Source organism: Enterococcus faecalis, from assembly GCF_029024925.1.
Lineage (GTDB): Bacteria > Bacillota > Bacilli > Lactobacillales > Enterococcaceae > Enterococcus > Enterococcus faecalis.
The window spans coordinates 801,176-824,701 of the sequence record NZ_CP118962.1; the positions used below are offsets into that span (position 1 = coordinate 801,176).

Annotated in this window: 29 protein-coding genes, 1 tRNA gene, 2 pseudogenes and 1 other annotated feature; of the genes and pseudogenes, 28 read left to right on the top strand and 4 right to left on the bottom strand. The window is 37.1% G+C overall.

The genetic code is table 11. From position 1 onward, the window contains the following. The first annotated feature begins 100 nt into the window (after nucleotides 1-100). The 6 genes and pseudogenes from PYW42_RS14170 (at nucleotide 101) to PYW42_RS03980 (ending at nucleotide 3,307) form a co-directional block, all read left to right on the top strand. Complete coding sequence (locus PYW42_RS14170; RefSeq protein ID WP_373466110.1) at nucleotides 101-367, top strand: hypothetical protein; 267 nt, start codon at nucleotides 101-103, stop codon at nucleotides 365-367. Next, nucleotides 364-640 (top strand): annotated as a pseudogene (locus tag PYW42_RS03960) (hypothetical protein); the annotation flags it as partial. The gene PYW42_RS14170 and the pseudogene PYW42_RS03960, both read left to right, overlap by 4 nt. Before the next feature lie 71 nt (nucleotides 641-711). Further along, nucleotides 712-1,126, top strand: a pseudogene (locus PYW42_RS03965) (hypothetical protein). 1 nt (nucleotide 1,127) lies between these two features. After that, nucleotides 1,128-2,690 carry a cutinase family protein gene (locus tag PYW42_RS03970; protein ID WP_002388965.1) on the top strand — a complete coding sequence of 521 codons (1,563 nt, stop codon included), beginning with the start codon at nucleotides 1,128-1,130 and terminating at the stop codon, nucleotides 2,688-2,690. Between the two features lie 19 nt (nucleotides 2,691-2,709). Next, nucleotides 2,710-2,994 (top strand): hypothetical protein, encoded by a 285-nt coding sequence (locus PYW42_RS03975; protein ID WP_002388899.1) that lies wholly within the window; start codon nucleotides 2,710-2,712, stop codon nucleotides 2,992-2,994. A gap of 7 nt (nucleotides 2,995-3,001) precedes the next feature. Then, entirely contained in the window at nucleotides 3,002-3,307 is a 306-nt protein-coding gene (locus PYW42_RS03980; protein ID WP_002388873.1) for a hypothetical protein, read from the top strand. Between the two features lie 48 nt (nucleotides 3,308-3,355). Here the strand turns inward: PYW42_RS03980 and PYW42_RS03985 are convergent. Beyond that, nucleotides 3,356-3,429 (bottom strand) — tRNA-Arg (locus PYW42_RS03985). 172 nt (nucleotides 3,430-3,601) lie between these two features. Beyond that, nucleotides 3,602-3,677, top strand: a sequence feature (ribosomal protein L21 leader region). A gap of 19 nt (nucleotides 3,678-3,696) precedes the next feature. Between PYW42_RS03985 and rplU the strand changes: the two genes are divergently transcribed. The 4 genes from rplU to psiE all read left to right on the top strand — a co-directional run bounded on the left by rplU (nucleotide 3,697) and on the right by psiE (nucleotide 5,334). Then, nucleotides 3,697-4,005, top strand: a complete 309-nt coding sequence (gene rplU / locus PYW42_RS03990) for a 50S ribosomal protein L21 (protein ID WP_002355866.1) — start codon at nucleotides 3,697-3,699, stop codon at nucleotides 4,003-4,005. Nucleotides 4,006-4,037: 32 nt separating this feature from the next. Beyond that, nucleotides 4,038-4,382: a ribosomal-processing cysteine protease Prp gene (locus PYW42_RS03995; RefSeq protein ID WP_002355867.1), complete on the top strand. Its 345-nt coding sequence runs from the start codon at nucleotides 4,038-4,040 to the stop codon at nucleotides 4,380-4,382. Nucleotides 4,383-4,394: 12 nt separating this feature from the next. Beyond that, a complete protein-coding gene (rpmA, locus tag PYW42_RS04000; protein WP_002355868.1) occupies nucleotides 4,395-4,682 on the top strand; it encodes a 50S ribosomal protein L27 in 288 nt (95 codons plus the stop codon). A gap of 199 nt (nucleotides 4,683-4,881) precedes the next feature. Continuing rightward, nucleotides 4,882-5,334 carry a phosphate-starvation-inducible protein PsiE gene (gene psiE / locus PYW42_RS04005; RefSeq protein ID WP_002355869.1) on the top strand — a complete coding sequence of 151 codons (453 nt, stop codon included), beginning with the start codon at nucleotides 4,882-4,884 and terminating at the stop codon, nucleotides 5,332-5,334. A gap of 70 nt (nucleotides 5,335-5,404) precedes the next feature. Here psiE and PYW42_RS04010 read toward each other — a convergent pair whose 3' ends face one another. Beyond that, complete coding sequence (locus PYW42_RS04010) at nucleotides 5,405-6,220, bottom strand: metallophosphoesterase (protein WP_002388900.1); 816 nt, start codon at nucleotides 6,218-6,220, stop codon at nucleotides 5,405-5,407. A 171-nt stretch (nucleotides 6,221-6,391) separates the two neighbouring features. Between PYW42_RS04010 and PYW42_RS04015 the strand changes: the two genes are divergently transcribed. From PYW42_RS04015 to recN, 13 genes are all read left to right on the top strand, one after another. Then, nucleotides 6,392-7,456 carry a M24 family metallopeptidase gene (locus tag PYW42_RS04015; protein ID WP_002391500.1) on the top strand — a complete coding sequence of 355 codons (1,065 nt, stop codon included), beginning with the start codon at nucleotides 6,392-6,394 and terminating at the stop codon, nucleotides 7,454-7,456. A gap of 13 nt (nucleotides 7,457-7,469) precedes the next feature. Then, the gene (locus PYW42_RS04020; protein WP_002355872.1) at nucleotides 7,470-7,790 is read left to right on the top strand and encodes a MazG nucleotide pyrophosphohydrolase domain-containing protein; all 321 of its coding nucleotides are present in this window, start codon (nucleotides 7,470-7,472) and stop codon (nucleotides 7,788-7,790) included. A 332-nt stretch (nucleotides 7,791-8,122) separates the two neighbouring features. Then, the gene (locus PYW42_RS04025; RefSeq protein ID WP_002355874.1) at nucleotides 8,123-8,554 is read left to right on the top strand and encodes an Asp23/Gls24 family envelope stress response protein; all 432 of its coding nucleotides are present in this window, start codon (nucleotides 8,123-8,125) and stop codon (nucleotides 8,552-8,554) included. Then, nucleotides 8,547-8,999 (top strand): transcription antitermination factor NusB, encoded by a 453-nt coding sequence (nusB, locus tag PYW42_RS04030; protein ID WP_002355875.1) that lies wholly within the window; start codon nucleotides 8,547-8,549, stop codon nucleotides 8,997-8,999. Before PYW42_RS04025 ends, nusB begins: the two co-directional genes overlap by 8 nt. A 103-nt stretch (nucleotides 9,000-9,102) precedes the next feature. Then, nucleotides 9,103-9,948, top strand: a complete 846-nt coding sequence (locus tag PYW42_RS04035) for a bifunctional methylenetetrahydrofolate dehydrogenase/methenyltetrahydrofolate cyclohydrolase (RefSeq protein ID WP_002355876.1) — start codon at nucleotides 9,103-9,105, stop codon at nucleotides 9,946-9,948. A 9-nt stretch (nucleotides 9,949-9,957) separates the two neighbouring features. Continuing rightward, nucleotides 9,958-11,304, top strand: coding sequence for an exodeoxyribonuclease VII large subunit (gene xseA, locus PYW42_RS04040; protein ID WP_002355877.1), 1,347 nt, complete (start codon nucleotides 9,958-9,960; stop codon nucleotides 11,302-11,304). A gap of 1 nt (nucleotide 11,305) precedes the next feature. Continuing rightward, on the top strand, nucleotides 11,306-11,536 hold the full coding sequence (locus PYW42_RS04045) for an exodeoxyribonuclease VII small subunit (RefSeq protein ID WP_002355878.1): 231 nt from the start codon (nucleotides 11,306-11,308) through the stop codon (nucleotides 11,534-11,536). Beyond that, nucleotides 11,536-12,417: a polyprenyl synthetase family protein gene (locus tag PYW42_RS04050; protein ID WP_002388850.1), complete on the top strand. Its 882-nt coding sequence runs from the start codon at nucleotides 11,536-11,538 to the stop codon at nucleotides 12,415-12,417. Before PYW42_RS04045 ends, PYW42_RS04050 begins: the two co-directional genes overlap by 1 nt. A 13-nt stretch (nucleotides 12,418-12,430) precedes the next feature. Beyond that, the gene (locus tag PYW42_RS04055; protein WP_002364633.1) at nucleotides 12,431-13,246 is read left to right on the top strand and encodes a TlyA family rRNA (cytidine-2'-O)-methyltransferase; all 816 of its coding nucleotides are present in this window, start codon (nucleotides 12,431-12,433) and stop codon (nucleotides 13,244-13,246) included. A gap of 365 nt (nucleotides 13,247-13,611) precedes the next feature. Next, nucleotides 13,612-14,169, top strand: coding sequence for a matrixin family metalloprotease (locus PYW42_RS04060; RefSeq protein WP_002361405.1), 558 nt, complete (start codon nucleotides 13,612-13,614; stop codon nucleotides 14,167-14,169). Nucleotides 14,170-14,232: 63 nt separating this feature from the next. Continuing rightward, entirely contained in the window at nucleotides 14,233-15,033 is an 801-nt protein-coding gene (locus PYW42_RS04065) for a hypothetical protein (protein ID WP_002388835.1), read from the top strand. 131 nt (nucleotides 15,034-15,164) lie between these two features. Next, complete coding sequence (locus PYW42_RS04070; RefSeq protein ID WP_002358881.1) at nucleotides 15,165-15,614, top strand: arginine repressor; 450 nt, start codon at nucleotides 15,165-15,167, stop codon at nucleotides 15,612-15,614. Between the two features lie 17 nt (nucleotides 15,615-15,631). Beyond that, a complete protein-coding gene (gene recN, locus PYW42_RS04075; RefSeq protein WP_002388906.1) occupies nucleotides 15,632-17,305 on the top strand; it encodes a DNA repair protein RecN in 1,674 nt (557 codons plus the stop codon). Nucleotides 17,306-17,395: 90 nt separating this feature from the next. On the opposite strand, the gene PYW42_RS04080 is transcribed toward recN, so the two are convergent. Next, nucleotides 17,396-17,506, bottom strand: coding sequence for a DUF4044 domain-containing protein (locus tag PYW42_RS04080; RefSeq protein ID WP_002383399.1), 111 nt, complete (start codon nucleotides 17,504-17,506; stop codon nucleotides 17,396-17,398). 67 nt (nucleotides 17,507-17,573) lie between these two features. Continuing rightward, nucleotides 17,574-18,539 (bottom strand): magnesium transporter CorA family protein, encoded by a 966-nt coding sequence (locus PYW42_RS04085; RefSeq protein ID WP_002411191.1) that lies wholly within the window; start codon nucleotides 18,537-18,539, stop codon nucleotides 17,574-17,576. 244 nt (nucleotides 18,540-18,783) lie between these two features. Here PYW42_RS04085 and PYW42_RS04090 point away from each other — a divergent pair, with 244 nt between their 5' ends. From PYW42_RS04090 to PYW42_RS04110, 5 genes are all read left to right on the top strand, one after another. Then, nucleotides 18,784-19,176: a DUF3397 domain-containing protein gene (locus PYW42_RS04090; RefSeq protein ID WP_002383401.1), complete on the top strand. Its 393-nt coding sequence runs from the start codon at nucleotides 18,784-18,786 to the stop codon at nucleotides 19,174-19,176. 233 nt (nucleotides 19,177-19,409) lie between these two features. Further along, complete coding sequence (mraZ, locus tag PYW42_RS04095; protein ID WP_002383402.1) at nucleotides 19,410-19,895, top strand: division/cell wall cluster transcriptional repressor MraZ; 486 nt, start codon at nucleotides 19,410-19,412, stop codon at nucleotides 19,893-19,895. A gap of 14 nt (nucleotides 19,896-19,909) precedes the next feature. Next, nucleotides 19,910-20,866, top strand: coding sequence for a 16S rRNA (cytosine(1402)-N(4))-methyltransferase RsmH (gene rsmH, locus PYW42_RS04100; protein WP_002355891.1), 957 nt, complete (start codon nucleotides 19,910-19,912; stop codon nucleotides 20,864-20,866). 15 nt (nucleotides 20,867-20,881) lie between these two features. Next, complete coding sequence (gene ftsL, locus PYW42_RS04105) at nucleotides 20,882-21,289, top strand: cell division protein FtsL (RefSeq protein ID WP_002388968.1); 408 nt, start codon at nucleotides 20,882-20,884, stop codon at nucleotides 21,287-21,289. Then, nucleotides 21,289-23,517: a penicillin-binding protein gene (locus PYW42_RS04110; RefSeq protein ID WP_002388856.1), complete on the top strand. Its 2,229-nt coding sequence runs from the start codon at nucleotides 21,289-21,291 to the stop codon at nucleotides 23,515-23,517. Before ftsL ends, PYW42_RS04110 begins: the two co-directional genes overlap by 1 nt. Nucleotides 23,518-23,526: the final 9 nt, after the last annotated feature.

The window sequence follows — 23,526 nt, forward strand, 5'->3', positions numbered from 1 at the left end:
TAATAGCAATAGCTATAATCAGCACGATTGGAGTGAAAAAATGAACGAACCAACAGAAAAAGAAAAACAAATTGCTTTTTTGAAAGAGCATGAAGAAGAGATGACGAGTTTTATTAAAGAAAATAGTAGTCAGGATAAAGTGGTCAAATATTATTGGAATACAGTAGAAAAACGAAAAAGTATGGCATTCTCTAAAGAGAATCTTACAATTAAATTTGACTTAATTGATGTTAATAAGACAGAGAAAGATAATTATTATAATGCAGGGAACACATTAGTAATTGACACAGATACTACAAAATTAGATGAGATTAACAGTCTTTGGACGGTACATGATATTGATGAAAGTAGAGGGGAATCTGAATGACTGAGCTGAAAATCAATTATAATATTTATGTAGACCTTTCAAAAAGTTCTTATACTGATAGAAAGAACAGTTTTTCATATAATGAATTGAAGGATTGGAAAAAAGATAGATATGATTCTAATCAATCAGTTCCATTCACCTTCCCCAACGCCAAAGACGCCCACGGAAATGACGCCAGTACTGTCTACCTCCAACCCGACAACACTGTAAAAAAAAATCAAAGAAAAAAACTGGGTAGGTAGGGAAACGGTTTATAAAAAAGGGTTATTAACATAGGAAAAGTCAATCAAAATAGAAAAAATCACATAATAACTCTTCCCCATACATATTAAGGAGGTGAAAAAGTGAAAAATAAAAAGCAAATAAAATTCGGTGTGTTAATCGCAACAATAATAGCAATAGCCATAATCGGAACGATTGGAGTGAAAAAAAATGAACGAACCAACAGAAAAAGAAAGACAAATTGCTTTTTTGAAAGAGCATGAAGAAGAAATGACGGAGTATGTAAAACAGCAAAATGAAAAGATTGCTAAAGTTGCATTTTGTTGGGAATCGTTAGAAAAAGAGTCAGTGGGAAATGGTCTTCCGCAAGGAGCAGGAGATATTCTATCTATCCGAATACAAATTATTGATAATAATAACAATAAAATAAATTCATTTGGACTTGCAATAAAACCAAATAATTGGAATGAGCCTACTAAAATAAAAGAACTGTATACGATTAATGCTGACTACGATTACTATACAGAAGGAGGATAATATGGCAGACTTAGAAAAATATAGTAATTTATACGCGGATTTAGCGCAGGCAACTTATAATGGCAGATCCATACAATTTCCGTATAGTGCAAAGAAATGGAATGATAAACAATTAGATAAGTACCGAAATAAAGAGGCTGTTCCATTCACCTTCCCCAACGCCAAAGACGCCCACGGAAATGACGCCAGTACTGTCTATCTCCAACCCGACAACACTATAAAAACAATCAAAGAAAAAAACTGGGTAGGCAGGGAAAAGGTTTATAAAAAAGGGTTATTAACAGATGAGAAAGCTGGCTATAATTCTTATTATGTAACAGATACGCCGACCTTGAGTCCAAAAACGCAGCATACATATTTTGCCACTCGCGGTAGTGACGGCGTTTCAATGGACGTGAAAAAAGGTTGGTCAGGGAATAATTTGAATGACTGGGTCAATAATAATGGTTCCTTTACGTTATTTAATGCCTATTTGCCTCAAGCAAAATTAGCCAATGAAGCCATGCATCAAAAGATAATGGAGATGAGTGCTAAAGCCCCTAATGCGACTATGTCGATTACAGGTCATTCTTTAGGAACCATGATTTCTATTCAAGCGGTGGCCAATCTCCCCCAAGCAGATCTCGCTAAAATTGATAAAGTAGTATTGTTTCAAGGGCCTGATGCGCGAGAAAGCATTAATAAAATGTCTCAACAAGCTCAGGAAAATATTCAACAATTAGAAGAACAAGGGAAAATCGATTATTATGTGAATGCGTTTGATATTGTCTCCATGTTGAATCGAAATAAAAAAGGGGTAGATGAAATTGGTCGGGTGCATTATCTATTACCGAAAACGTTCACCACTACTTTTGATCTGACGGACAAATACGGTTCTAGTCATGATTTTGGTCAGTATCAATTAAATCCTGATGGTACGCCCAAAGAAGCCAATCTAAAGGAACATGGCTATATTTTTGCGGCAGGAGTAAAAGTTTCCAAACTTATTGATAAATATTTAGGGAAAATCATGGATGCTTCAGGTGAATCATTAGCTAAAAACAGTCTCCAATTTTTGTTAAGTCTGCTATCTGAAGAAAATCGCCAGAAAATCATCAAAGAATATGAAAAAATCATTCACGAAGCAGAAATTGCCAGCCAATGGCAAGGGAAAGTGAGTCGTATTCAGAAAAGTTTAGCCAGTGCTTCAGGTAGTCAAAAGATTGAATTACGTAGTGAATTAGCAGAACTAGTTGCAAAACAAGCGCAGCAAGCTGGAAAAGAATACGAACTACTTGTGAAAAATATCCTCCAAGAAGCAGAAGATGAAGTCCAGACAGTTTCAAAGGAAATTCGTGAAAGTGCAATGAATATCCGACAGTATCTATCCTATGCAGAAGTCCAAGCAATGATTGCTCCTTACGAAAAAAGTCGTCTTTGGGATAGCGCTGAAGCAACAAATACTAGCAACCAAGCCAAGCAATACAAGCAAAAATTAACTGATTTTAGCGGAAAATTAACAACTGTTGCTAAAAATATTCAAGCATACGATCAACAAGCAAGAAGTAGTTTATTTCAAAAATAATAAATGAAAGGGTTTTCTTATGGATGAAAGAGAATTTCAAGAAAAATTAGAAGTAGAACAAAAAGCTCGTGAACGAGTAGCAATCCAGACAGTAATTACTGCTAAAAAAACACGAATTACTACAACCAAACAAAACACAACCGCAAGTTTGAAAGAACTTTCAGAAGCCATGTTTCAACAAACAAATAGTGCCCTACCTAATGCCTTGAACGGAGCTTTGCAGGGGAAAAGTGCAAAATCAGCAGAAAAATTTTTAAAAGGAAGCCAGAGACCAAATTTAAAAACACCTGTCAAGGGAGAGTGACCGACAAATGGATGAACAGCGAAGAAAACGGCAATATTTAGAAGAACAATATTATGAAGAAAAAAATAAAATTCACCGCCAACAAGAAGTGCTGAGTAATCAATTAGTAAACTTTAGAAGAGAAACTGGACAATTGGTAGATAAAGTCAATTATTTAACGAAAAATGATCAATGGCACAAACAGCAATTTTACCATGCAATGGAACAAAGTGATCATCTGATACGTCAAGAAGGAAATCGTTATAGACAACAATTAGAGGAAAAAGAACGTGAATGGACGAGGACATATCGAAAAGAACTGGATAAACTCTAAAAAAACAGCGTCACCCCTAAAGGTAACGCTGTCTTTGTCAGTCTGTTACGTCACAGGAGGGATTCGAACCCCCGACCGTCCGCTTAGAAGGCGGATGCTCTATCCTGCTGAGCTACTATGACAATAGTTGTAACACAACAAAGCTAATTATAATGGAAGTAGTGTTAGAAAGTCAATCGGAAATTTAAATAACAGAAGAAGTTTTTTTGGAGAGAGAAAGTGAAGAAAATAGAGAGTTTATATTGACGAGGTTTTCTGGTTCTGTTATTATAGTTAGTGTTGTAATTGTGGTCTCCACAGCTACAACCGCACAGAACAAGTTTTTAAGCATGAGTAATCATCACTTGGGATGGCGAGTCTAAGTCTAGAAGAAGGAGGTGCTGTATAGCATGTACGCAATTATCAAAACTGGTGGTAAACAAGTGAAAGTTGAAGTAGGTCAAGCAATCTACGTTGAAAAATTAAACGTTGAGGCTGGCGAGAAAGTTGTTTTTGACGAAGTTATCTTAGTAGGTGGCGAATCTACAAAAGTTGGTGCGCCAACTGTTGCAGGCGCAACTGTTGAAGGAACTGTTGAAAAACACGGCAAACAAAAGAAAGTCGTGACTTTCCAATACAAACCTAAAAAACACTCTCACCGTAAACAAGGTCACCGTCAACCGTATACAAAAGTTATGATCGAAGCAATCAACGCTTAATCTCTCTTGTTGACAGGAAAGAAGGCCTATCAATGATTAAAGGTTCTTTTAAACGAACAGGCTCCGGCCGAATCGTTTCATTCGAATTAACCGGGCATGCTGAAGCAGGTCCTTATGGCAGCGATGTGGTTTGCGCGGCAGTTTCTGCCTTAGCAATTAGCACAGTCAATGGGATTGATGCCTTAGCAGGTTTTGAACCGATTGTGGAAGTTGATGATGTAGAAGGTGGCTACCTTTATGTCGAGATGTTAACAACTGTCAATCAGGAACAAAAAAATATTGCCCAAATTCTATTAGAAAATCTTTTATTAGGTTTACAATCAATAGAGAACGAAAATACTGAATTTATTCAAATAAAAACAATCACTGAGAAATAGGAGGTGCAGACTATGTTATTGACTATGAATTTACAATTATTTGCCCATAAAAAAGGTGGCGGTTCTACATCAAACGGCCGTGACTCTGAATCTAAACGATTAGGCGCTAAAAGTGCTGATGGCCAAACAGTTACAGGTGGTTCAATTTTATACCGTCAACGCGGAACTAAAATTTATCCAGGTGTGAACGTTGGAATCGGTGGCGATGACACGTTATTTGCAAAAGTTGACGGTGTGGTACGTTTCGAACGTAAAGGCCGCGACAAAAAACAAGTATCAGTTTATCCAGTAGCTAACTAATACGATTAAAAAGCTGAATCTCCGGATTCAGCTTTTTTTGTCTTGCATAAAGGGTTAGCCGGAAAATAAAGAAACATCTCAAAATAAAAAAAATCTCACATTGGGTTTAACTGCTTGTCTGACAAGGTTAATTGATGATATATTTAATGTAATAACAAGCATGTTATAAAATAATTGAGTCAAAAGAAAGAAGGGTATTATGCAGAAGAATTTTAGTGTAGTAAAGAAGTACGTGAATTTGATTTTGGATATTGTATTAGGGATTTTAGGAGTTTTCTTATTAGTATTTATGGCTAGTTATTTAGTTGACCTCGCTACATATCTCATGAAGCCAATGACGCCGGATAATTTTTCAGTTATCATGCAAGAAATTATTTCATTCTTTATGTTATTTGAGTTTATTATGATGATTCTTCGCTATATTCAAGAAGGACACCATATTCCGATTCGTTATTTGATTTTAATTTGTTTAACCGCAATTTTACGTCAATTAATGGTTGCACATGGCGATGGCTTGCAGACCTTATTGTTATCTTTATCAATTCTTTTACTAGTGGTTGTGCTATTTATTCTCGGGTTAAATGGCAGCAAATTTTATACGCTAGGAAAAGCGAAAGTAGAAGAAGATCACGAGCAAGATTTTCATCATTAATCGAACATAATCAAAGACCGTCCAACGTGAGAATTTTTCTCTAACGTGGGGCGGTCTTTTTAATGCATAGTTAAATAGTTAACTCAATCAGTTCAATTGTTGGTAAGACACCAAAGCGTGCGCTGATTTTAGTGGTTCCGATTCCTGGGTGAACAATTAGCGGCGTTTCATCTTCTAAATGATAAAGCCCATGTGTATATTTTTTAGCAAGCTGATTTTTGTAAGTGAAAAAAGGCAAGCGAATCTGTCCGCCGTGACTATGTCCTGCTAAAATGAGGTCAATGTTTTTGTTGACTGCTGAGTCTGCGACATCTGGCTCATGGGTTAGTAGCAGAGTGGGCGTTCCAGTAGGGCGGTTGACTAAAGCTGCAGCTAAGTCGGTTTGTCCATATAACGAATCTTCTAAACCAGCGACGTACAAGGAGATACGGTGTGAGACAGGCAGTAATTTGCCCGTGTTTTTTAGTACGGTAAAGTCGGCAGCTTCTAAGATTGTTTCGTAAAAATTGGTATCTAAGCCGCTATACTCGTGGTTGCCATAAATAGCGAATTTGCCATAAGGGGCGTTAATTTTACGGAAAAGTTGACTCACTTCATCCTGAATTTCGATACCGAAACGGGCATAATCATCAAATAAGTCTCCTGTAAAAACGACTATGTCTGGTTGTAATGTATTTGTTTTTTCAACAATCTGTTTTAAGGCTTTCACAGAATAATTCTTTTTTAAATGAATATCAGAGAGTTGAACAATCCGTAAGGTTTTCCCTGATTCTGTTACTTTAATTTGATTTTTGTGTATGACTAAGCAGTTAGGTTCAATAAAAAAACTATAGCTTAAAATGCCGATAATAATGAAAAATAGTGCCAGAAATAAATAAACGGTCATAATTTCCTCCTTGAAGTCGCTAAATTAGTTTACTACAAAAGTGTTAAGCAAAAAATAAGGAAAGGTAAAATTTTCAGTAAACTTTCTCGATGAAGTTTTTTGGTGATTCATGCTTTTCTGAAGTAAATTTGCTATAATGAAAAATGAGAAAAAAGAAAGAAGGTCGAACCAATGATGGCAAGAGTCGAAAAGCTACGGGAGTTAATGAAAGAAAATAATTTACAAGGATTTTTAGTGACAAGTCCGTATAATTTACGTTATTTAACCAATTTTACTGGGACAACAGGCTTGGCAATGATTACATTAGATAAAGCTTTTTTTGTAACGGATTTTCGTTATACGGAACAAGCTGCGGAACAAGCAACTGGTTTTACTATCGTTAAAAACACAGGACATATTTTTGACGAAGTAGCAGATTTAGCTGAACGTTTGCAATTAGATAATTTAGCTTTTGAAGAAACGCAAGTTAGTTTCGCTGATTATAGCTTATTGGAAGAAATTTTACCATGTGAATTAGTTCCTGTAATGGGTTTGATTGAAGAATTAAGAGAAGTGAAAGATGAAGAAGAAGTAGCGATTATTGAAAAAGCGTGTGCCATCGCGGATCAAGGATTTGCCTTTGTCTTAGAGATGATTAAACCTGGAATGACAGAGATTGAAGTGGCTAATCAATTAGATTTCTTCATGCGTTCAAAAGGAGCCAGTGGTGTTTCTTTTGAGACAATTGTGGCCAGCGGTCTACGTTCAGCGATGCCACATGGCGTTGCTAGCCATAAAGTCATCGAAAAAGGTGAGTTAATCACTTTAGATTTCGGTTGTTATTATGAAGGCTATGTTTCTGATATGACACGGACATTCGCTATTGGTAGTATTCAGCCAAAACTAAAAGAAATTTATGATATTGTTTTAGAAGCACAATTAAAAGTGTTAGCAGAAGCTAAACCTGGGTTGACGGGCATTCAATTAGATGCGATTGCACGGGATCATATTGCTTCCTATGGCTATGGTGATGCGTTTGGCCACAGTACTGGTCATGGCATTGGATTAGAAATTCATGAAGGACCAAATGTTTCATTCCGAGCAGATAAACAGTTTGTACCAGGGAATGTGATTACGGACGAACCTGGAATTTATTTGCCAGGAATTGGTGGTGTGCGTATTGAGGACGATTTATTGATTACTGCTGAAGGTAATCGTGTATTAACACATGCGCCAAAAGAATTAATCATTTTATAAAGGTTGGGAGAACATGGATATCCAAGAGTATCAGCGGTTTATTAGCGCGTTTTATAAAAAACGTAACTGGTATCAATATGATCCGTTTATTCGTTCCAACTTTTTAACAGAAGAAGTCGGCGAAGTTTGTCGGGCCATTCGGACAATTGAAATTGGCCGTGATCGACCGGATGAAACAGTTTTGGCGGATGAAGAGAATCTGGAAAATTTAACGGAAGAGTTAGGCGATGTGTTGGATAATTTATTTATTTTAGCCGATAAATATGACATCTCTTTAGAAATGATTATGCAAAAGCATCGGACGAAACTAATGGAACGTTATCCTGAAGAATAAAGATGTAAAAATAAGAAAGCCAAAATTACTTGGTCTTTCTTATTTTTACGTCTAAAGGCTTGAATTAGAAATTTATGACAAGAAATTATCTGTTCTTTTAGTCAGAACTTAGCTTTTCTGGTAGCGAAATAGGCTAATTAATGATAAACTAAGAACGAGTATTGATAAGCAAAATTTGGACGTTCTTTCACAACTAACTGAAGAAACCAGTGTTGTTTTAATTTTTAAGAATCATCCGTTGCTTAAAAGAGAATCCTTAAGAGACTTAGTGATTCATCAAATAAATCGTTTATTTAACGATTTTGTGCGTAATAGATAAGGAGGACAACCAAATGTCAGAAGAAAAAAATCTTGTAATCAATGCAAACGATTCTTTAGGAGAAATCGTGATCGCTCCTGAAGTCATTGAAGTAATTATCGGAATCGCTGCTTCAAAAGTAGAGGGCGTTTATGGGATGCGTGGCACGTTCGCCAATAATGTGAATGAATTATTAGGCCGTGCAGCACACGGCAAAGGTGTATATTTACGAACAGAAGAAGAAGGCTTAAAAGTCGATATCTATTGTTACTTGAACTACGGTGTTTCTGTGCCAAAAGTTGCATTAGAAATGCAAGACCGTGTGAAACAACAAGTCTTATTTATGACAGATATTGATTTAGTTGAAGTGAATATTCATGTTGTAGCGGTAGTACCTGAAAAAATCCCTCAACCAGACTTAAATGAATTATTCCCAGAAGATGAAGATGGAGAAGAGAATGAGTAAAACAGAATTAACCCGTCACGAGATTCGTGAAAAAGCGCTCCAAGCCCTTTTTCCTTTAGATTTTAATGCTGATTTAACCAAACAAGATGCCATTGATTATGCATTGGCTTATGATAATCGGGAAATCGTCAGTGAAGATGGCGAAGACCTAGTCCCTACGTATTTAGATTTACTTGTCGGCGGTGTGTGTAGCCGCAAAGCAGAACTAGACGAAGTGATTACGAACCATTTAGGTAATAACTGGTCTATGCAACGCTTAGCAAAAATAGATATTGTTATTTTACGTTTAGCTATTTTTGAAATGCTATACGTTTCAGATGTGCCAAACATTGTGGCATTAAATGAAGCCGTTGAGTTAAGTAAAAAATACAGCGACGACCGTTCACGTAAATTTGTTAATGGTGTGTTATCAAATGTAATGAAAGAAATTGATTCAGAGGCGTAAGCTCTGAATCTTTTTTTACTATCTAACTGGTGTTAAGATACTGGGTTATATGCTAAAATAAATACTATTAAAGAAGTAAAGAAACAATAGAGGGAGCGAAGGAATGAGTACAGTAATTAACGGTCGTGAATTAGCAGATCAAATGCAAGCAGAGATTCAAAAAGATGTAGAAAAGATGACACAACAAGGCATCCAACCAGGATTAGTTGTTTTATTAGTTGGGGAAAATCCTGCCAGCCAAACGTATGTGAGAAATAAAGAACGTGCAGCAGCCAAAATTGGCATTCTGTCAAAGGTCGAAAAACTACCAGAAACTATTTCAGAAGAAGAATTATTGGCTGAGATTGACAAATATAATCAAGATTCACGCTTTCATGGCATTCTTGTACAACTACCTTTGCCAAAACATATTGATGAAGAAAAGATTTTATTAGCGATTGATCCCAAAAAAGATGTAGATGGGTTCCATCCAATGAATTTAGGCCGTTTGTTTGTAGGCAAACCTGAAATGATTCCTTGCACGCCGTATGGAATTATGAAGATGTTTGAAGCTTATGATATTGATTTAACAGGTAAACGTGCGGTGGTTATTGGTCGAAGTAATATTGTTGGCAAGCCAATGGCACAATTATTGTTAATGAAAAATGCGACCGTGACGATTGCCCATTCTAAAACTGAACATTTAGCAGAAGTTGCAAAAGAAGCGGATATCTTAGTTGTAGCAATTGGACGCGGGCATTTTGTCACCAAAGAGTTCGTGAAACCAGGTGCGGTAGTGATTGATGTGGGTATGAATCGCAATCAAGAAGGAAAACTGATTGGTGATGTAGCATTCGATGAAGTTTCTGAAATTGCAAGCTATATCACGCCGGTTCCCAAAGGTGTTGGCCCAATGACGATTACCATGTTAATGTATCAAACAGTCGAGGCAGCAAAAAAACAAAAGTAAGGTGAAAAAATGACGCAACAGTATTTAACAGTAACAGCCTTAACGAAGTATTTAAAACGTAAATTTGATGCAGACCCTTACTTAGGACGTGTCTATTTAACAGGTGAAATTTCGAACTTTCGCTTCCGAGCGAACGCGCATCAGTACTTCAGTTTAAAAGATGATCATGCGAAGATTTCTGCAATTATGTTTAAATCAGCCTTTCAAAAATTGAAGTTTCAACCAAAAGAAGGCATGAAAGTCATGGTGGTGGGGCGGATTTCGCTTTATGAAAACAGCGGCTCCTATCAAATTTATATTGAACATATGGAACCAGATGGTGTAGGTGCACTTTATCAAGCATTGGCAGAATTAAGAGAAAAACTAGGAAAAGAAGGACTTTTTGAAGGGCCTAAACAACAGTTGCCTCGTTATCCCAAACGAATCGCTGTGGTTACAAGTCCTAGTGGTGCTGTTATTCGGGATATCATTACGACAGTCAAAAGACGGTATCCGATTGCACAACTGGTCCTTTTTCCAACCTTGGTCCAAGGCGAGCAGGCGGCGGATGACATTGTGCGGAACATTCAGCGAGCCGATGCGCAAGGCGATTTTGATACGATGATCATCGGCCGTGGCGGTGGTTCAATCGAGGATTTATGGCCATTTAATGAAGAAAAAGTGGCTCGGGCCATTCATGCTGCCACCACACCGATTATTTCATCGGTTGGTCACGAAACAGATGTGACAATTGCCGATATGGTAGCAGATGTTCGTGCAGCAACGCCAACGGCAGCAGCGGAACTAGCGGTACCAGTTTTAAATGAAGAACTATTAAGAATTAGTGAACGGCGTAGTCGTTTAGAACAAAGCTTTTTATATCTCTTACAACAACGAACAGAACGTTTCCAACGACTACAAAATTCTTATGTGTTTAAGCAACCTGAGCGGCTTTATGAAGGTCAAACGATTAAATTAGATCGAATGACGCAACGTCTTTTCCAAGCAATGACAACGATTCATCACCAAAAACAACGTCAAGCCCAAGGAATTATCGCTCAATTGCAACAACAGACACCAAAGGGACAATTAAGAGAAAGTCAGCAACAATTGGCATTTTTACAACGAAACTTGCAAACACAAATGACACAATTGTTCCTAAACAAACAAAAGCAATTCACGTCTGCTGTTCAACAATTAGACTTACTCAGCCCACTCAAAATTATGGGTCGAGGATATAGTTATACTACAAAAGAGGACCGTGTCGTTAAAACTGTTACCGAGTTACAGCCAGCAGATCAATTAACGATTCATTATGCTGACGGTACAGTTCAAGCAAACGTCGAAACAATAACAGCGAAAAAAGAGGAGTTTTAACATGCCAGCAAAAGAAAAAACGTTTGAAGAATCATTAAATGCCTTAGAAGAAATCGTTCAGCGCTTAGAACGAGGAGATGTTCCTTTGGAAGAAGCCTTAGCTGCCTTTCAAGAGGGCATGGCATTAAGTAAACAATGTCAAGATACATTGGAAAAAGCGGAAAAAACTTTAACGAAAATGATGACAGAAAACAATGAAGAAATTGTTTTTGAAGAGAGCGAGGAAGCGTAATGACGAATTTTAGTCAACAGCATTTACCGTTGGTTGAAAAAGTCATGGTCGATTTTATCGCAGAATATACTGAAAATGAGCGTTTGAAAGAAGCAATGCTCTACTCAATACACGCAGGTGGCAAACGATTACGCCCGCTATTAGTGTTAACAACAGTGGCCGCTTTTCAAAAAGAGATGGAAACACAAGACTATCAAGTGGCTGCCTCTTTAGAGATGATTCATACGTATTCATTAATTCATGATGATTTACCAGCAATGGACGATGATGATTTACGTCGTGGCAAACCAACCAATCACAAAGTGTTTGGTGAAGCGACTGCCATTTTAGCAGGGGACGGCTTATTAACAGGCGCATTTCAGTTACTTTCTTTGAGCCAATTAGGCTTAAGTGAAAAAGTTTTACTGATGCAACAACTGGCAAAGGCAGCGGGGAATCAAGGCATGGTTGCCGGCCAAATGGGTGATATTGAAGGAGAAAAGGTCAGCTTGACTTTAGAAGAGTTAGCGGCTGTTCATGAAAAGAAAACCGGAGCGCTAATTGAATTCGCCTTAATTGCTGGGGGCGTATTAGCCAATCAAACAGAAGAAGTCATTGGTTTACTGACACTGTTTGCGCATCACTATGGCTTGGCTTTTCAAATTCGTGATGACTTATTAGATGCCACAAGTACAGAAGCAGATTTAGGTAAAAAAGTAGGCCGAGATGAAGCGTTGAATAAAAGTACGTATCCAGCTCTTCTAGGGATTGCTGGCGCGAAAGATGCGCTAACACATCAATTAGCAGAAGGCAGCGCTGTTTTAGAAAAAATCAAAGCAAATGTTCCCAACTTTTCAGAAGAACATTTAGCAAACTTGTTAACTCAGTTACAATTGAGATAGAAAGAAGGCACTTATGAAAAAAGAACGCGTCGATGTCTTGGCGTTTAATCAAGGACTATTTGAAACACGAGAAAAAGCCAAACGCAGCGTGATGGCTGGTTTGGTTTACAATGATAAAAATGAACGTTTAGATAAACCAGGGGAAAAAATTTCTGTGGAGACACCCTTACATACTAAGGGCCAAGTAATGCCTTATGTTTCTCGTGGGGGCTTAAAACTAGAGAAGGCACTAAATGTTTTTGCAATCAACGTTCAAGGCAAAACAATGTTAGATATTGGTTCCTCCACAGGTGGTTTTACCGATGTTGCTTTACAAAATGGGGCTCGTTTGAGTTACGCTTTAGATGTTGGCTATAACCAACTAGCATGGAAAATTCGGCAAGATGAACGCGTGGTGGTAATGGAACGTACCAATTTTCGCTATAGTAAACCTGAAGATTTCACTGAAGGGGTGCCGGATATTGCAACGATTGATGTTTCCTTTATTTCATTACGCTTAATTTTGCCACCTCTTCATGATATTTTGAAAAAAGGCGGTAGTGTGGTGGCGTTAATTAAGCCACAATTCGAAGCTGGCAAAGAGTTTGTTGGGAAAAAAGGAATCGTGCGTGATCCAGAAACCCATCAAATGGTTGTGGAGGAAATTACACGCTTTGCCATGAATAACGGTTATGATGTGAAAAACTTAGATTTTTCACCAATCACTGGTGGCGAAGGAAACATTGAATTTTTGGCACATTTAGTTTCTGTTGAAGGGGAAGGATCCTATCAAGCGCCAGAATCCATTGAAGAAGTTGTCGCGCATGCGCATCAAAAATTAGCGGAATGATGAGAAAGGCAGCAAATTTTGTAGACTAAGCAATTAAATAAAAAGGGATCTGAGACAGTCATTAGAAGTATAGCTGTCTCAGGTCCTTTTTTTATTTTATAAATGAATTGGTGAGACATTTAATAATGATAAAAAGGAATTTAAATAAAAATAATCGTTGAAATAGACTTATTGGCTCTTGTTTTATTGTGAGAAAATAACATTTTTAAAACTAATATTTTTAAATAATAATTAAAAAAACATTATCGATATTATTTAATTTAATTTTAATTTAATGATGTGTTTTTTTAATGTTAAACTAAGGATAGTTCTGATCAGACAAACTATTTTAGTAAGACCAAGTAATTGAATAGAGAGGTAAAAAAATGAAAAAAATGAAGTTATTAATTTCTGGTTTTTTTGTAGCAATCGTTTTGGGTACTAGTGTTGATACATTTGCAGCCTCTAGGTTTCCTGGCGTATTATCGAGAGGAATTAATGGAATTAGTTATTGGCTAGGACCAACCGCAACATTTGGTAATACCGATACAGCGATTAGAAATTGGATGTATACTCCGTGGGGGAATCCTTTGTATATTTATAAACAAGGAAATAACTATGGGACATCAATTGATTTTTATTCAACAAAGTTAAATCCGGGAATAGGTGGGGTTACAGATTTTTTTGATGGCAGAGATAGGATGATTGCAACTGGGATGCGAGAAGCTCCGCGAATAAACTACTACTATGCTAAAATTAATTATAATACTATGTATTCACGGGCTTCATCGATGAAGAATGGGACTATTGCTAGACATGAAATTGGGCATGCGCTCGGGATTGCACATTCAAATGGCATTATGATACGTTCTGTAAGTACTAATACAAATCTTGCTGTTGATAAAGCGAATAATGATATCTTAGCAAGAATATATGGGTGGTGAAAAAATGAAAAAAATCCCATAGTATTTTTGTTAACGCTTTCTTTATTGGCGTGCGCTTTCTTAATGATTAATTTCGTTAAAGAGAACGAGAAGAAACAAGTTGCTGCTGAAAAAATAACAACAACTTCCACTTCATTAAAGAAAAAAGCTTTGAAAAATAGTATTGATTCTTCAGAAAGAAAATATTATTCATATCTTGATGAAATTGACCAAAGTAAAGTTATTAATCAATCCGGTGGATCGCAACGACTGTTAATGTATAATCCTGAAATCCCAAAAGATATCCAATCTTTGTCAACAAATATTGTTATTGGCAAAGTTCTTTCTTTAGATAAAGCAGACGCGCCTGCTAATGATCCTAGTAGTCCCTATAATGGAGAAATCTATCCATGGACATTTGGGAAAATCCAAGTACTAAAAAATATTCAAGGCGAATTAGCATCTACGATTGAATTTGCGCGACCAGGTGGCATTATGGAAGAAGGGCGAATGTTTTTAAATGATGCGAAAGAAAATGTTGATAAATTGAATCGTGGGCGTGCAACAAGACGAATGGCGCCAATTCAGCAAAGTCGTCAGCTTGTTGAAATACTACAGTATGAAGGAGATTTTTATTTAGAAGCTGGTGAGACCTATTTGTTTTATGTTTATTGGGATAAGGAATGGAATAAGGGGTTAATAATGGGCTATCAATACGGTTCTTTACGTTTAGAAGACGAGCAGCAACCTGCTGAAGAATTAACCCAAAGGAATCGCCGAGCGATTGGCAAAACGTGGAATGTTGTCAATGAATCAACCAAAGAAACGACTAATTTAACTACCTATTTAAAAGATGAATTAGGAATTGAACTTCCAGCAGAATAGAAGTAGAGAATAACAAAAAGTCAGCGGAGCTTCCCTTGCTTTTTGTTATTCTTTTCTTTGTTTAGTCTTTTAAAATGCATAAAAATAAGCTATGATGAGGGCAAGAGTAAACTGAAAAGGAGAGCGGCGCCATGAGAAAGCAAGATAGACACCGTTTAATTACACGTTTATTGACTGAAAAAAATATTCAAAAGCAAGAAGATTTTGTCAACTACTTACAAGAAAAGGGCGTAGCTGTAACACAAGCAACAATTTCTCGCGACATTAAAGATATGAAACTGATCAAAGTTCCTTCTGCAGAAGGGGGTTATCGATATAGCCTTCCATTAGAAACACAAGCTAATACGAGTGCTAAACTTGCAAAGCTTTTAAAAGATGCCTTTGTAGCTGCAGAACAAATGGAAAAATATGTCGTATTACGAACCATTCCTGGCAATGCGGCGGCGTGTGGTAGTTTAATCGAAAAGAATTACCAAGAGAAACTTTTTGCCGTCATCAACGATGATGATAGTGTTCTCATGATTGCACGAACTGAGGAAGCAGCAGAAAAACTTCATAAAGAGCTGTTAAGCTATCTATAAAGAATGAGGTGAACAAGATGTTACAAGAACTTTCCGTGAAAAATTTTGCGATTATCTCTTCGTTACAATTAGAGTTTCAAATGGGTATGACCGTTTTAACGGGAGAAACGGGTGCGGGGAAATCCATCATTATTGATGCAATGGGATTACTCACAGGCGGACGCGGCTCCAGTGACTATATTCGTCAAGGAGCAAATAAATGCACCTTAGAAGGACTTTTTTCAATGCCGAAAAGTCAAGAATTAAAGAAATTATTAGAAGAATTAGGTATTGAAACAGAAGAAGATTCTTTAGTGATTCAACGAGATATTTCCGCTTCTGGTAAAAATGTTTGCCGTGTCAACGGACGGATTGTCAACATTACTAATTTAAAAAGAATTGGGGAATATTTAGTAGATATTCATGGCCAAAACGAACATCAAGAATTGATGCAAAGTGAACGCCATATTGATATGTTAGATGAATTTGGTGGGAAAAAACTTTTAGCAGTCAAAGAAAAATATACACAGGCGTATCAAGAGTATCGCGCACTCGAAGCCAAAGTCAGAAAGCGACAAAAAAATGAAAAAGAATTTGCCCAAAGAATGGACATGCTTCATTTTCAAAGTGATGAAATTGCTAGTGCACAGTTAGTGGCTGGTGAAGAAGAACAATTGCTAGAAGAACGCAATAAACTGAACAATTTTCAAAAGATTGCTGATGCACTGACGATTAGTTATGCCGCGCTAAATGGTGAAGACGATAGTAGTTTGGATAAAATCGGAACAAGTATGAATGAACTCGCTTCGATTGAATCCCTTGATCCAGAATATAAATCATTGTCAGATACTGTTCAAAATGCTTACTACTTACTACAAGAAGCTAGTGGAGATCTTTCTAGGCTGATTGATGGCTTAGAACTAGACGAAGGTCGCTTGAATGAAGTAGAAAATCGTTTGGAATTAATCCGTCAAATGAAACGTAAATATGGCGATTCAATCGAAACGATTTTATCTTACTATGAAGAAATCACCAAAGAGTTAGCAGAGGCTGATTTTTTGGAAGGTGGTACAGGTGACTTAGAAGCGTTGCTTGCAGAGAAACAACAAGCCGCTCATCAACAAGCGTTAGTTTTACGAAAAGAACGAAAGCGCCTAGCCAAAGAGCTTGAACAACAAATTTTAACCGAATTAAAAGAACTATATTTGGAGCGAACTGAATTTGAAGTCCGCTTTACAGAACTTGAGCATTTACAAGAAAATGGCTTAGACGGAGTAGAATTTTATATTACTACTAACCCAGGGGAACCATTAAAACCGTTAGTTCGGGTGGCTTCTGGCGGAGAACTTTCGCGAGTGATGCTAGCTATGAAAACAATCTTTTCTCAAACGCAAGGGATCACTAGTATTGTTTTTGATGAAGTGGATACAGGAGTTAGTGGCCGAGTAGCACAGGCGATTGCCGATAAAATTTATCAAATTTCAGAAAATTCGCAGGTGTTGTGTATCACGCACTTGCCACAAGTGGCGGCCGTTGCCGATGAACATTATTTTATTGAAAAAGAAATTGTGGCGGGTCGGACAGAAACAAGCGTCCGAATTTTATCTGAAAAAGAGCGAGTAAACGAAATTGCGCGTATGCTCGCAGGAAGTGAAATTACGAAATTAACCATTGAACATGCACAAGAGCTGTTGGCGATGGCGAAAAAATAGCCGCTCTATTTGAGCAAGTAAAAAAACAGCCCCTTCTATCAATTGAAGGGGCTGTTTTTTTACTTTTAATGTGTGAAAAAGTTCTCCAGTTTAAAGACTAAGAATCGCTGTTAAAACAGTTGAACCTACAATTGCGATCAGCATTAGCCAAACCACGACTTTCGTGATTTTTGAAAAGCGACTTTGTTCTTTGTCGTTCATAAATGACACGTCCTTTTTAATTTCTGCTAATAGTGTACAACCTTTTCCTGAAAACAGCAACCTAAAGTTATAAGAGATTCTTTTTCTTTAAAATTCGAATACTAATTATGCAGATTAAGGTAGTGATGGCAAAAATAATCCAAAAGGAATATTCATGCTCTGCAAAAGGGAGTTTCACATTCATGCCGTAAATTCCTCCGATGATGGTTGGAATGGTCAGGACAATTGTTAAGGATGTTAAAATTTTCATGACATTATTTAAGTTATTTGAAACGATTGCTGAAAAAGTATTACTAATGTTATCAACTAATTTTAGTTGTATTTTAGTCGTATTCAGTCCTTGTTCTAGTTCAATCAGAATATCCCTTAAAAATGGCAAATGTTTTTCTGGATGATTAAAAATTTCAGCGCTATATAAACGTTTTAATACTTTTAAATTATCCGTTAAAGCTGCTTCGAAATAAACTAGACTTTTTTGAATGTCCATTATCTGATACAATTGACTATTTTCTGTGGCTACTTGGAGCTCTCCTTCAAGTTTGTTGGTTTGTTGGATAAGTGCTTGTAAGTTTTTATTGAAGGAAAGGGCCATCTTCCATGAAAGGGCTAAAATTAAGGCCTTCTCAATAGAAAGATATTGATGGGTGAACGCCTCTTTTTGAATTCCATGAACGATGTCGTTAGGCCCATTGCTAACAGTAATTAGTTTGTTATCGACGGTTGCGATTAAAGCAATTGGCACCGTTTCTACTTGCAGATAGCCACTAGGACTGATACTAGCTTTGGGATAACGAAATAAAAGTAACGTAGGCGTTTGTAATTTTTCGTGGCGGAAACCTTCCACTCGAGCATTTTCTTCATCATCTAAAACGCCGGTAAGATAATCTGTTGGTAAGTGGTATTGATTGACGAGACGCTCGATTTCTTCTTCTGTAGGAGATTCTACCGAAATCCAACTTAGGGCTTCATCGTCTGGTGAACAAGGTTCAAAATAGTCATTTTTCAATAATAAATAATTAATCAAAAGATTCACCCCGAATCAACATTTTTTGTTCTAAATCCATTATAATAGAAGTATGACACAATACGAGAAGAAAAGCTTATAAAAAACATTCAAAAATAAGTGGCCGCGATAGGTGAGGCCTCGTTTTGAAAATGGTTTGATAAGTAATCCGTTTTTTATATGAAAAAGCAAGCAAAAAGGGCTTTTAGCACATATATTTAAACGAAATGAAACATCTGTGTAACGTTGATGAAGTATAGTTATAGCAGGTGGAATGAAAGGATTTGTTGAGAGAATGGTGTCGTTTTCGGCAATAATGTTATTTTGGTATATTTTTCCGGTAATTGTGCTCTTTGCGTGCAATTTTCTCGTGTCCACTTTTTCCCTAACGGAACGTTGGAAAATAAAAGCACCGGATTTGGCCATTCCGTTTTTATTCATAGGGATCCATGAGTTATCCAAAGATAGTTATGATGAATCGATTATGCCGTATTTTGTGATTTCTATTTTGTTATTAGGAGTCGCTGTTGCCCTGTTTCAAGCTTATTATTATGGAGAGATTTTATATAGACGATATTTCAAGATGTTTTGGCGGTTGACGTTTTTACTAACGTTTGTGTTGTATGTGTTGCTTATCTTGCTAAATATCAGTCATTATCTACTGTAATAAAGCGTGGAGACAATAGGGGAAATACGCTGTGGGAAAATGTCCCCCACAACTCCCCACTCCGTGGGGTTTTTTTGTTATTTGTGGGGTTATTTTATAAAAAACATAGTAAAAACCTTGTTATAATAACATTATTTGTTGGGTGATGCTTGTTACATAAAACCCTGTAAATATTACAGAAATTTTAAATAACAGTTAAAAAATAGAAGTTTTTAGATTTATAGTGGTAGAAAGTGGTGGGATGTGGTAGACTTGTTCTATCAAGTGGAAAAGCGGGTGTATTGGCTATGCTTATGGGTGAATACCAACATAATATCGATGCCAAAGGCCGCCTAATCGTTCCATCAAAGTTTCGTGAGGAACTTGGTGAAAAATTTGTGGTAACGAGAGGGATGGATGGCTGTTTATTTGGTTATCCTTTAAATGAATGGTCACAACTTGAAGCAAAACTTCAAGAAATGCCCTTAGCTAAGAAAGATGCACGTACCTTTGTACGATTCTTTTATTCCGCTGCAACAGAATGTGAGATTGATAAGCAAGGTCGTATCAATATTCCAGCGAATTTACGAACACATGCCAGTTTAGAAAAAGGCTGTGTTGTTATCGGCGTCTCTAACCGAATTGAAATTTGGAGTGACGAACGTTGGCATGCATTCTCTGATGAAGCTGAAGAAAACTTTGATGAATTAGCAGAAACAATGATTGATTTTGGATTTTAGGAATGAGGCAAATGATGACTGAAGAATTTCGCCATTACACCGTTCTTTTAAAAGAAACAGTGGATGGATTACAAGTGAAGCCGGATGGCGTATACGTAGATTGCACACTCGGTGGTGCCGGACATAGTGAATACTTACTGACACAATTGAATGAGCACGGTCATTTATATGCCTTTGATCAAGACCAAAAAGCGTTGGCACATGCTAAGACTCGTTTGCAGAAATATGTAGACAAAGGTCAAGTGACCTTCATCAAATCAAATTTTAGAAATATTAAAGAAGAATTGGCAGAACACGGGGTGTTCCATGTTGATGGGATTCTATACGATTTAGGTGTTTCTTCACCACAATTAGATGAAGCAGAACGTGGTTTTAGCTATCATCAAGACGCGCCCTTAGATATGCGCATGGATCAAGACGCACCCTTGACGGCTCGCGAAGTGGTGAATACGTATAGCTATAGTGAGTTAGTAAAAATTTTCTTTCGTTATGGGGAAGAGAAATTTTCGAAACAGATTGCTCGAGAAATTGAACGTGTTCGTGAAAAGCAACCAATTGAAACAACAGGTGAACTCGTTGAGATTATTAAGACGGCGATTCCAGCTCCAGCAAGACGCAAAGGTGGACATCCTGCAAAACGAATTTTCCAAGCAATTCGCATTGCCGTTAATGATGAATTAGGGGCAGTTGAAGAGTCGCTAGAACAAGCAATTGATTTGCTAGCGAAAAATGGCAGAATCAGTGTGATTACGTTCCATTCGTTAGAAGATCGTATTGTTAAAACAATGTTTAAAGAATACAGTACGGTACAAGATTTGCCACCAGGCATTCCAGTGGTACCAGAAGAATTTCAACCAGAATTAAAAGTAATTACCAGAAAACCAATTTTACCAAGTGACAGTGAGTTATCTGAGAATAATCGTTCACGAAGTGCGAAGTTACGCATTGCCGAAAAAATAAAATCTAGATAGAGAGAGGGGTAGACAATGGCTGAATTGAAGAAAGTAAATGATTTCCATTATGAAGCACCAGAAATGGATCAGCCAACTGTGGCAACAGAGCAAGACAGAAAAATGCAAGAGGAAACACTACCTGTCCCCACTATATTACCCAAAAAGAAACTAAAAAATGTCTCTTTACTAGAAAAATTAATCGGTGTTGTATTAGTTTGTGCAACGATTGGTATTGCAATTGCGACAATTCAAGTAAGAACGACAATTGTCCAAACCATGAACGATATTACAGAAACACAAGCAGTCATTAAAGAAAAGGAAGATAACGCTTTGAAATTGGAACAAGAAAGAAGCGAACTTTCTAAATCAGATCGAATCAAAGATGTCGCTAAAAAACAAGGACTAGAAAATAACGGCGACAATGTTAGGACTGTTAAATAATGAGTAAAAGACATAAATTTAAACAATTCATGAAAAAGAAAAACTTAAATCCGATGAACAATCGTAAAAAAGTAGGCATCATTTTATTCGCTACGAGTATTGGATTGTTCTTTTTATTTGCCTTTAGAACGACATACATTGTGGCAACAGGCAAAGTAGCCGGTGTATCACTAAAGGAAAAAACAGCTTCTCTATATGAAGGAAGCCAAGTGGTAAAAGCTAAGCGAGGATCAATTTTAGATCGATATGGTAATCCAATTGCAGAAGATGCTACTTCCTATTCGTTATATGTCGTATTATCAAAAAAATATACGGGACAAAATAATGAAAAGCTATATGCGGAGAAAAAAGACTTCGATGATATTGCTGAAATTTTAGCGAAATATACCAAACTAGACAAAAAAACAGCATTGAAATACTTGAATAATGGGATCCATGAAGATGGGTCAACACAATATCAAGTGGAATTTGGTACGGGTGGTCAAAACATCACCTTGGAAACACGCCAAAAAATTGAAGCAGATTTGAAAAAGAAAAAAATTTCAGGTGTTTATTTCAATGAACATCCAGCCAGATTATATCCCAATGGTCAGTTTGCTTCTCACTTTATTGGCTATACAAAAGCAGCCAATCCAGATGATGATAAAGAAGGCTTAGTAGGCGCAATGGGACTAGAACAGACCTATAATGATATTTTAAGTGGAACCGATGGCCGTGTGTATTTTGAAAAAGATATTTATGGCAATGCCTTACCAGGAACTGTGGCGGAAGAGAAAAAAGCAGTGGATGGTCAAGATATTTACACGACGCTAGATAGTCGCTTGCAAAATACCTTAGAAGATTTAATGACGCAAGTTAATGAAAAATATGAACCAGTTTCTATGACTGCCATGTTAATGGAAGCAAAAACAGGCGAAATTGTTGCCATGTCTCAACGGCCAACATTTAATCCTGAAACGAAACAAGGGTTAGACGATAATGGCACGTGGCAGAACCTATTAGTTGAAAGTCCTTATGAACCAGGCTCAACAATCAAATTATTTACAACAGCTGCTTCTATGGAACAAGGACAGTTTAATCCTAATGAATTATTCAATCGTGTTGGTGGAATTCAGGTTGGGGATGTAACTGTGAATGACCATGACTACACTCGGTTGAACGGCAAAGAATATTTGAATTATCGTCAAGCCATTTCTTGGTCTAGTAATATTGGTATGGTAAAACTAGAACAAAAAATGGGTGATGAAAAATGGATGGAATATTTGAAAAAATTTGGTTTTGGTACGAGCACGCATTCAGGTTTAAGTGGTGAATCTGCTGGTAAATTGCCAGGAACAAACTTTGTAGATAGAGCAATGTCGGCATTTGGTCAAGCAATTACGGTTACTAATTTCCAAATGATGAAAGGTTTCTCAGCTATTGCAAATGACGGTTCAATGTTGCAACCTCATTACATCAGCAAAATTGTTGACAAAAATACAGGAAAAGAAACGATTACGGAACCACAAATCGTAGGAACCCCAATCAAAGCGCAAACAGCTCAACAGATTCGTACGTACATGATTGATACCGTTGAAGACCCAACTTATGGGATTGCGTATGATATTTATAAAGTACCAGGCTATCATGTTGCTGCCAAAACAGGAACTGCCCAGATTTCAGATGGTAAAGGGTACGTTGATGGAGCAAGTCAAGTCTTGTCTTCTGTAGTGGAAATGGTCCCAGCGGATAATCCTGAATATGTTTTGTATATTACACTTAGACAAGCAAAATCAGGTTCGCCTTCAGAAGCAATGGCGGCAATTGCAAACCCATTAATGAAATTAGCGTTAGACATTAAAGAGACAGATCCGGAAACAACGAAAGTAGCTTCTGATAAAGTCACAGTTGCTGATTATAAAAACATGACACCAGCGGAAGCGTTGGCCAATGCCAAAGTGAACGGGGTGGATCCTGTGATTATCGGTGATGGTGAAAAAATCAAGAAACAATCAACGCCGGCTGGTCAAACATTAATGCCTAATCAGAAATTGATTTTGATCACAAATGGAACGAACTATATGCCTGATTTAACCGGCTGGTCGAAGAGCGATGTTACCAAGTTTGGCGATCTATTAGGTTTGACTGTCGAGTTTAAAGGTGAAGGCTATGTGACGAAACAAAGTATCGCTGCTGAAACTGAAATTACGGAGAAAAAATTAACCGTGACTTTAGAAGGCACAGAATAATAACGTAGA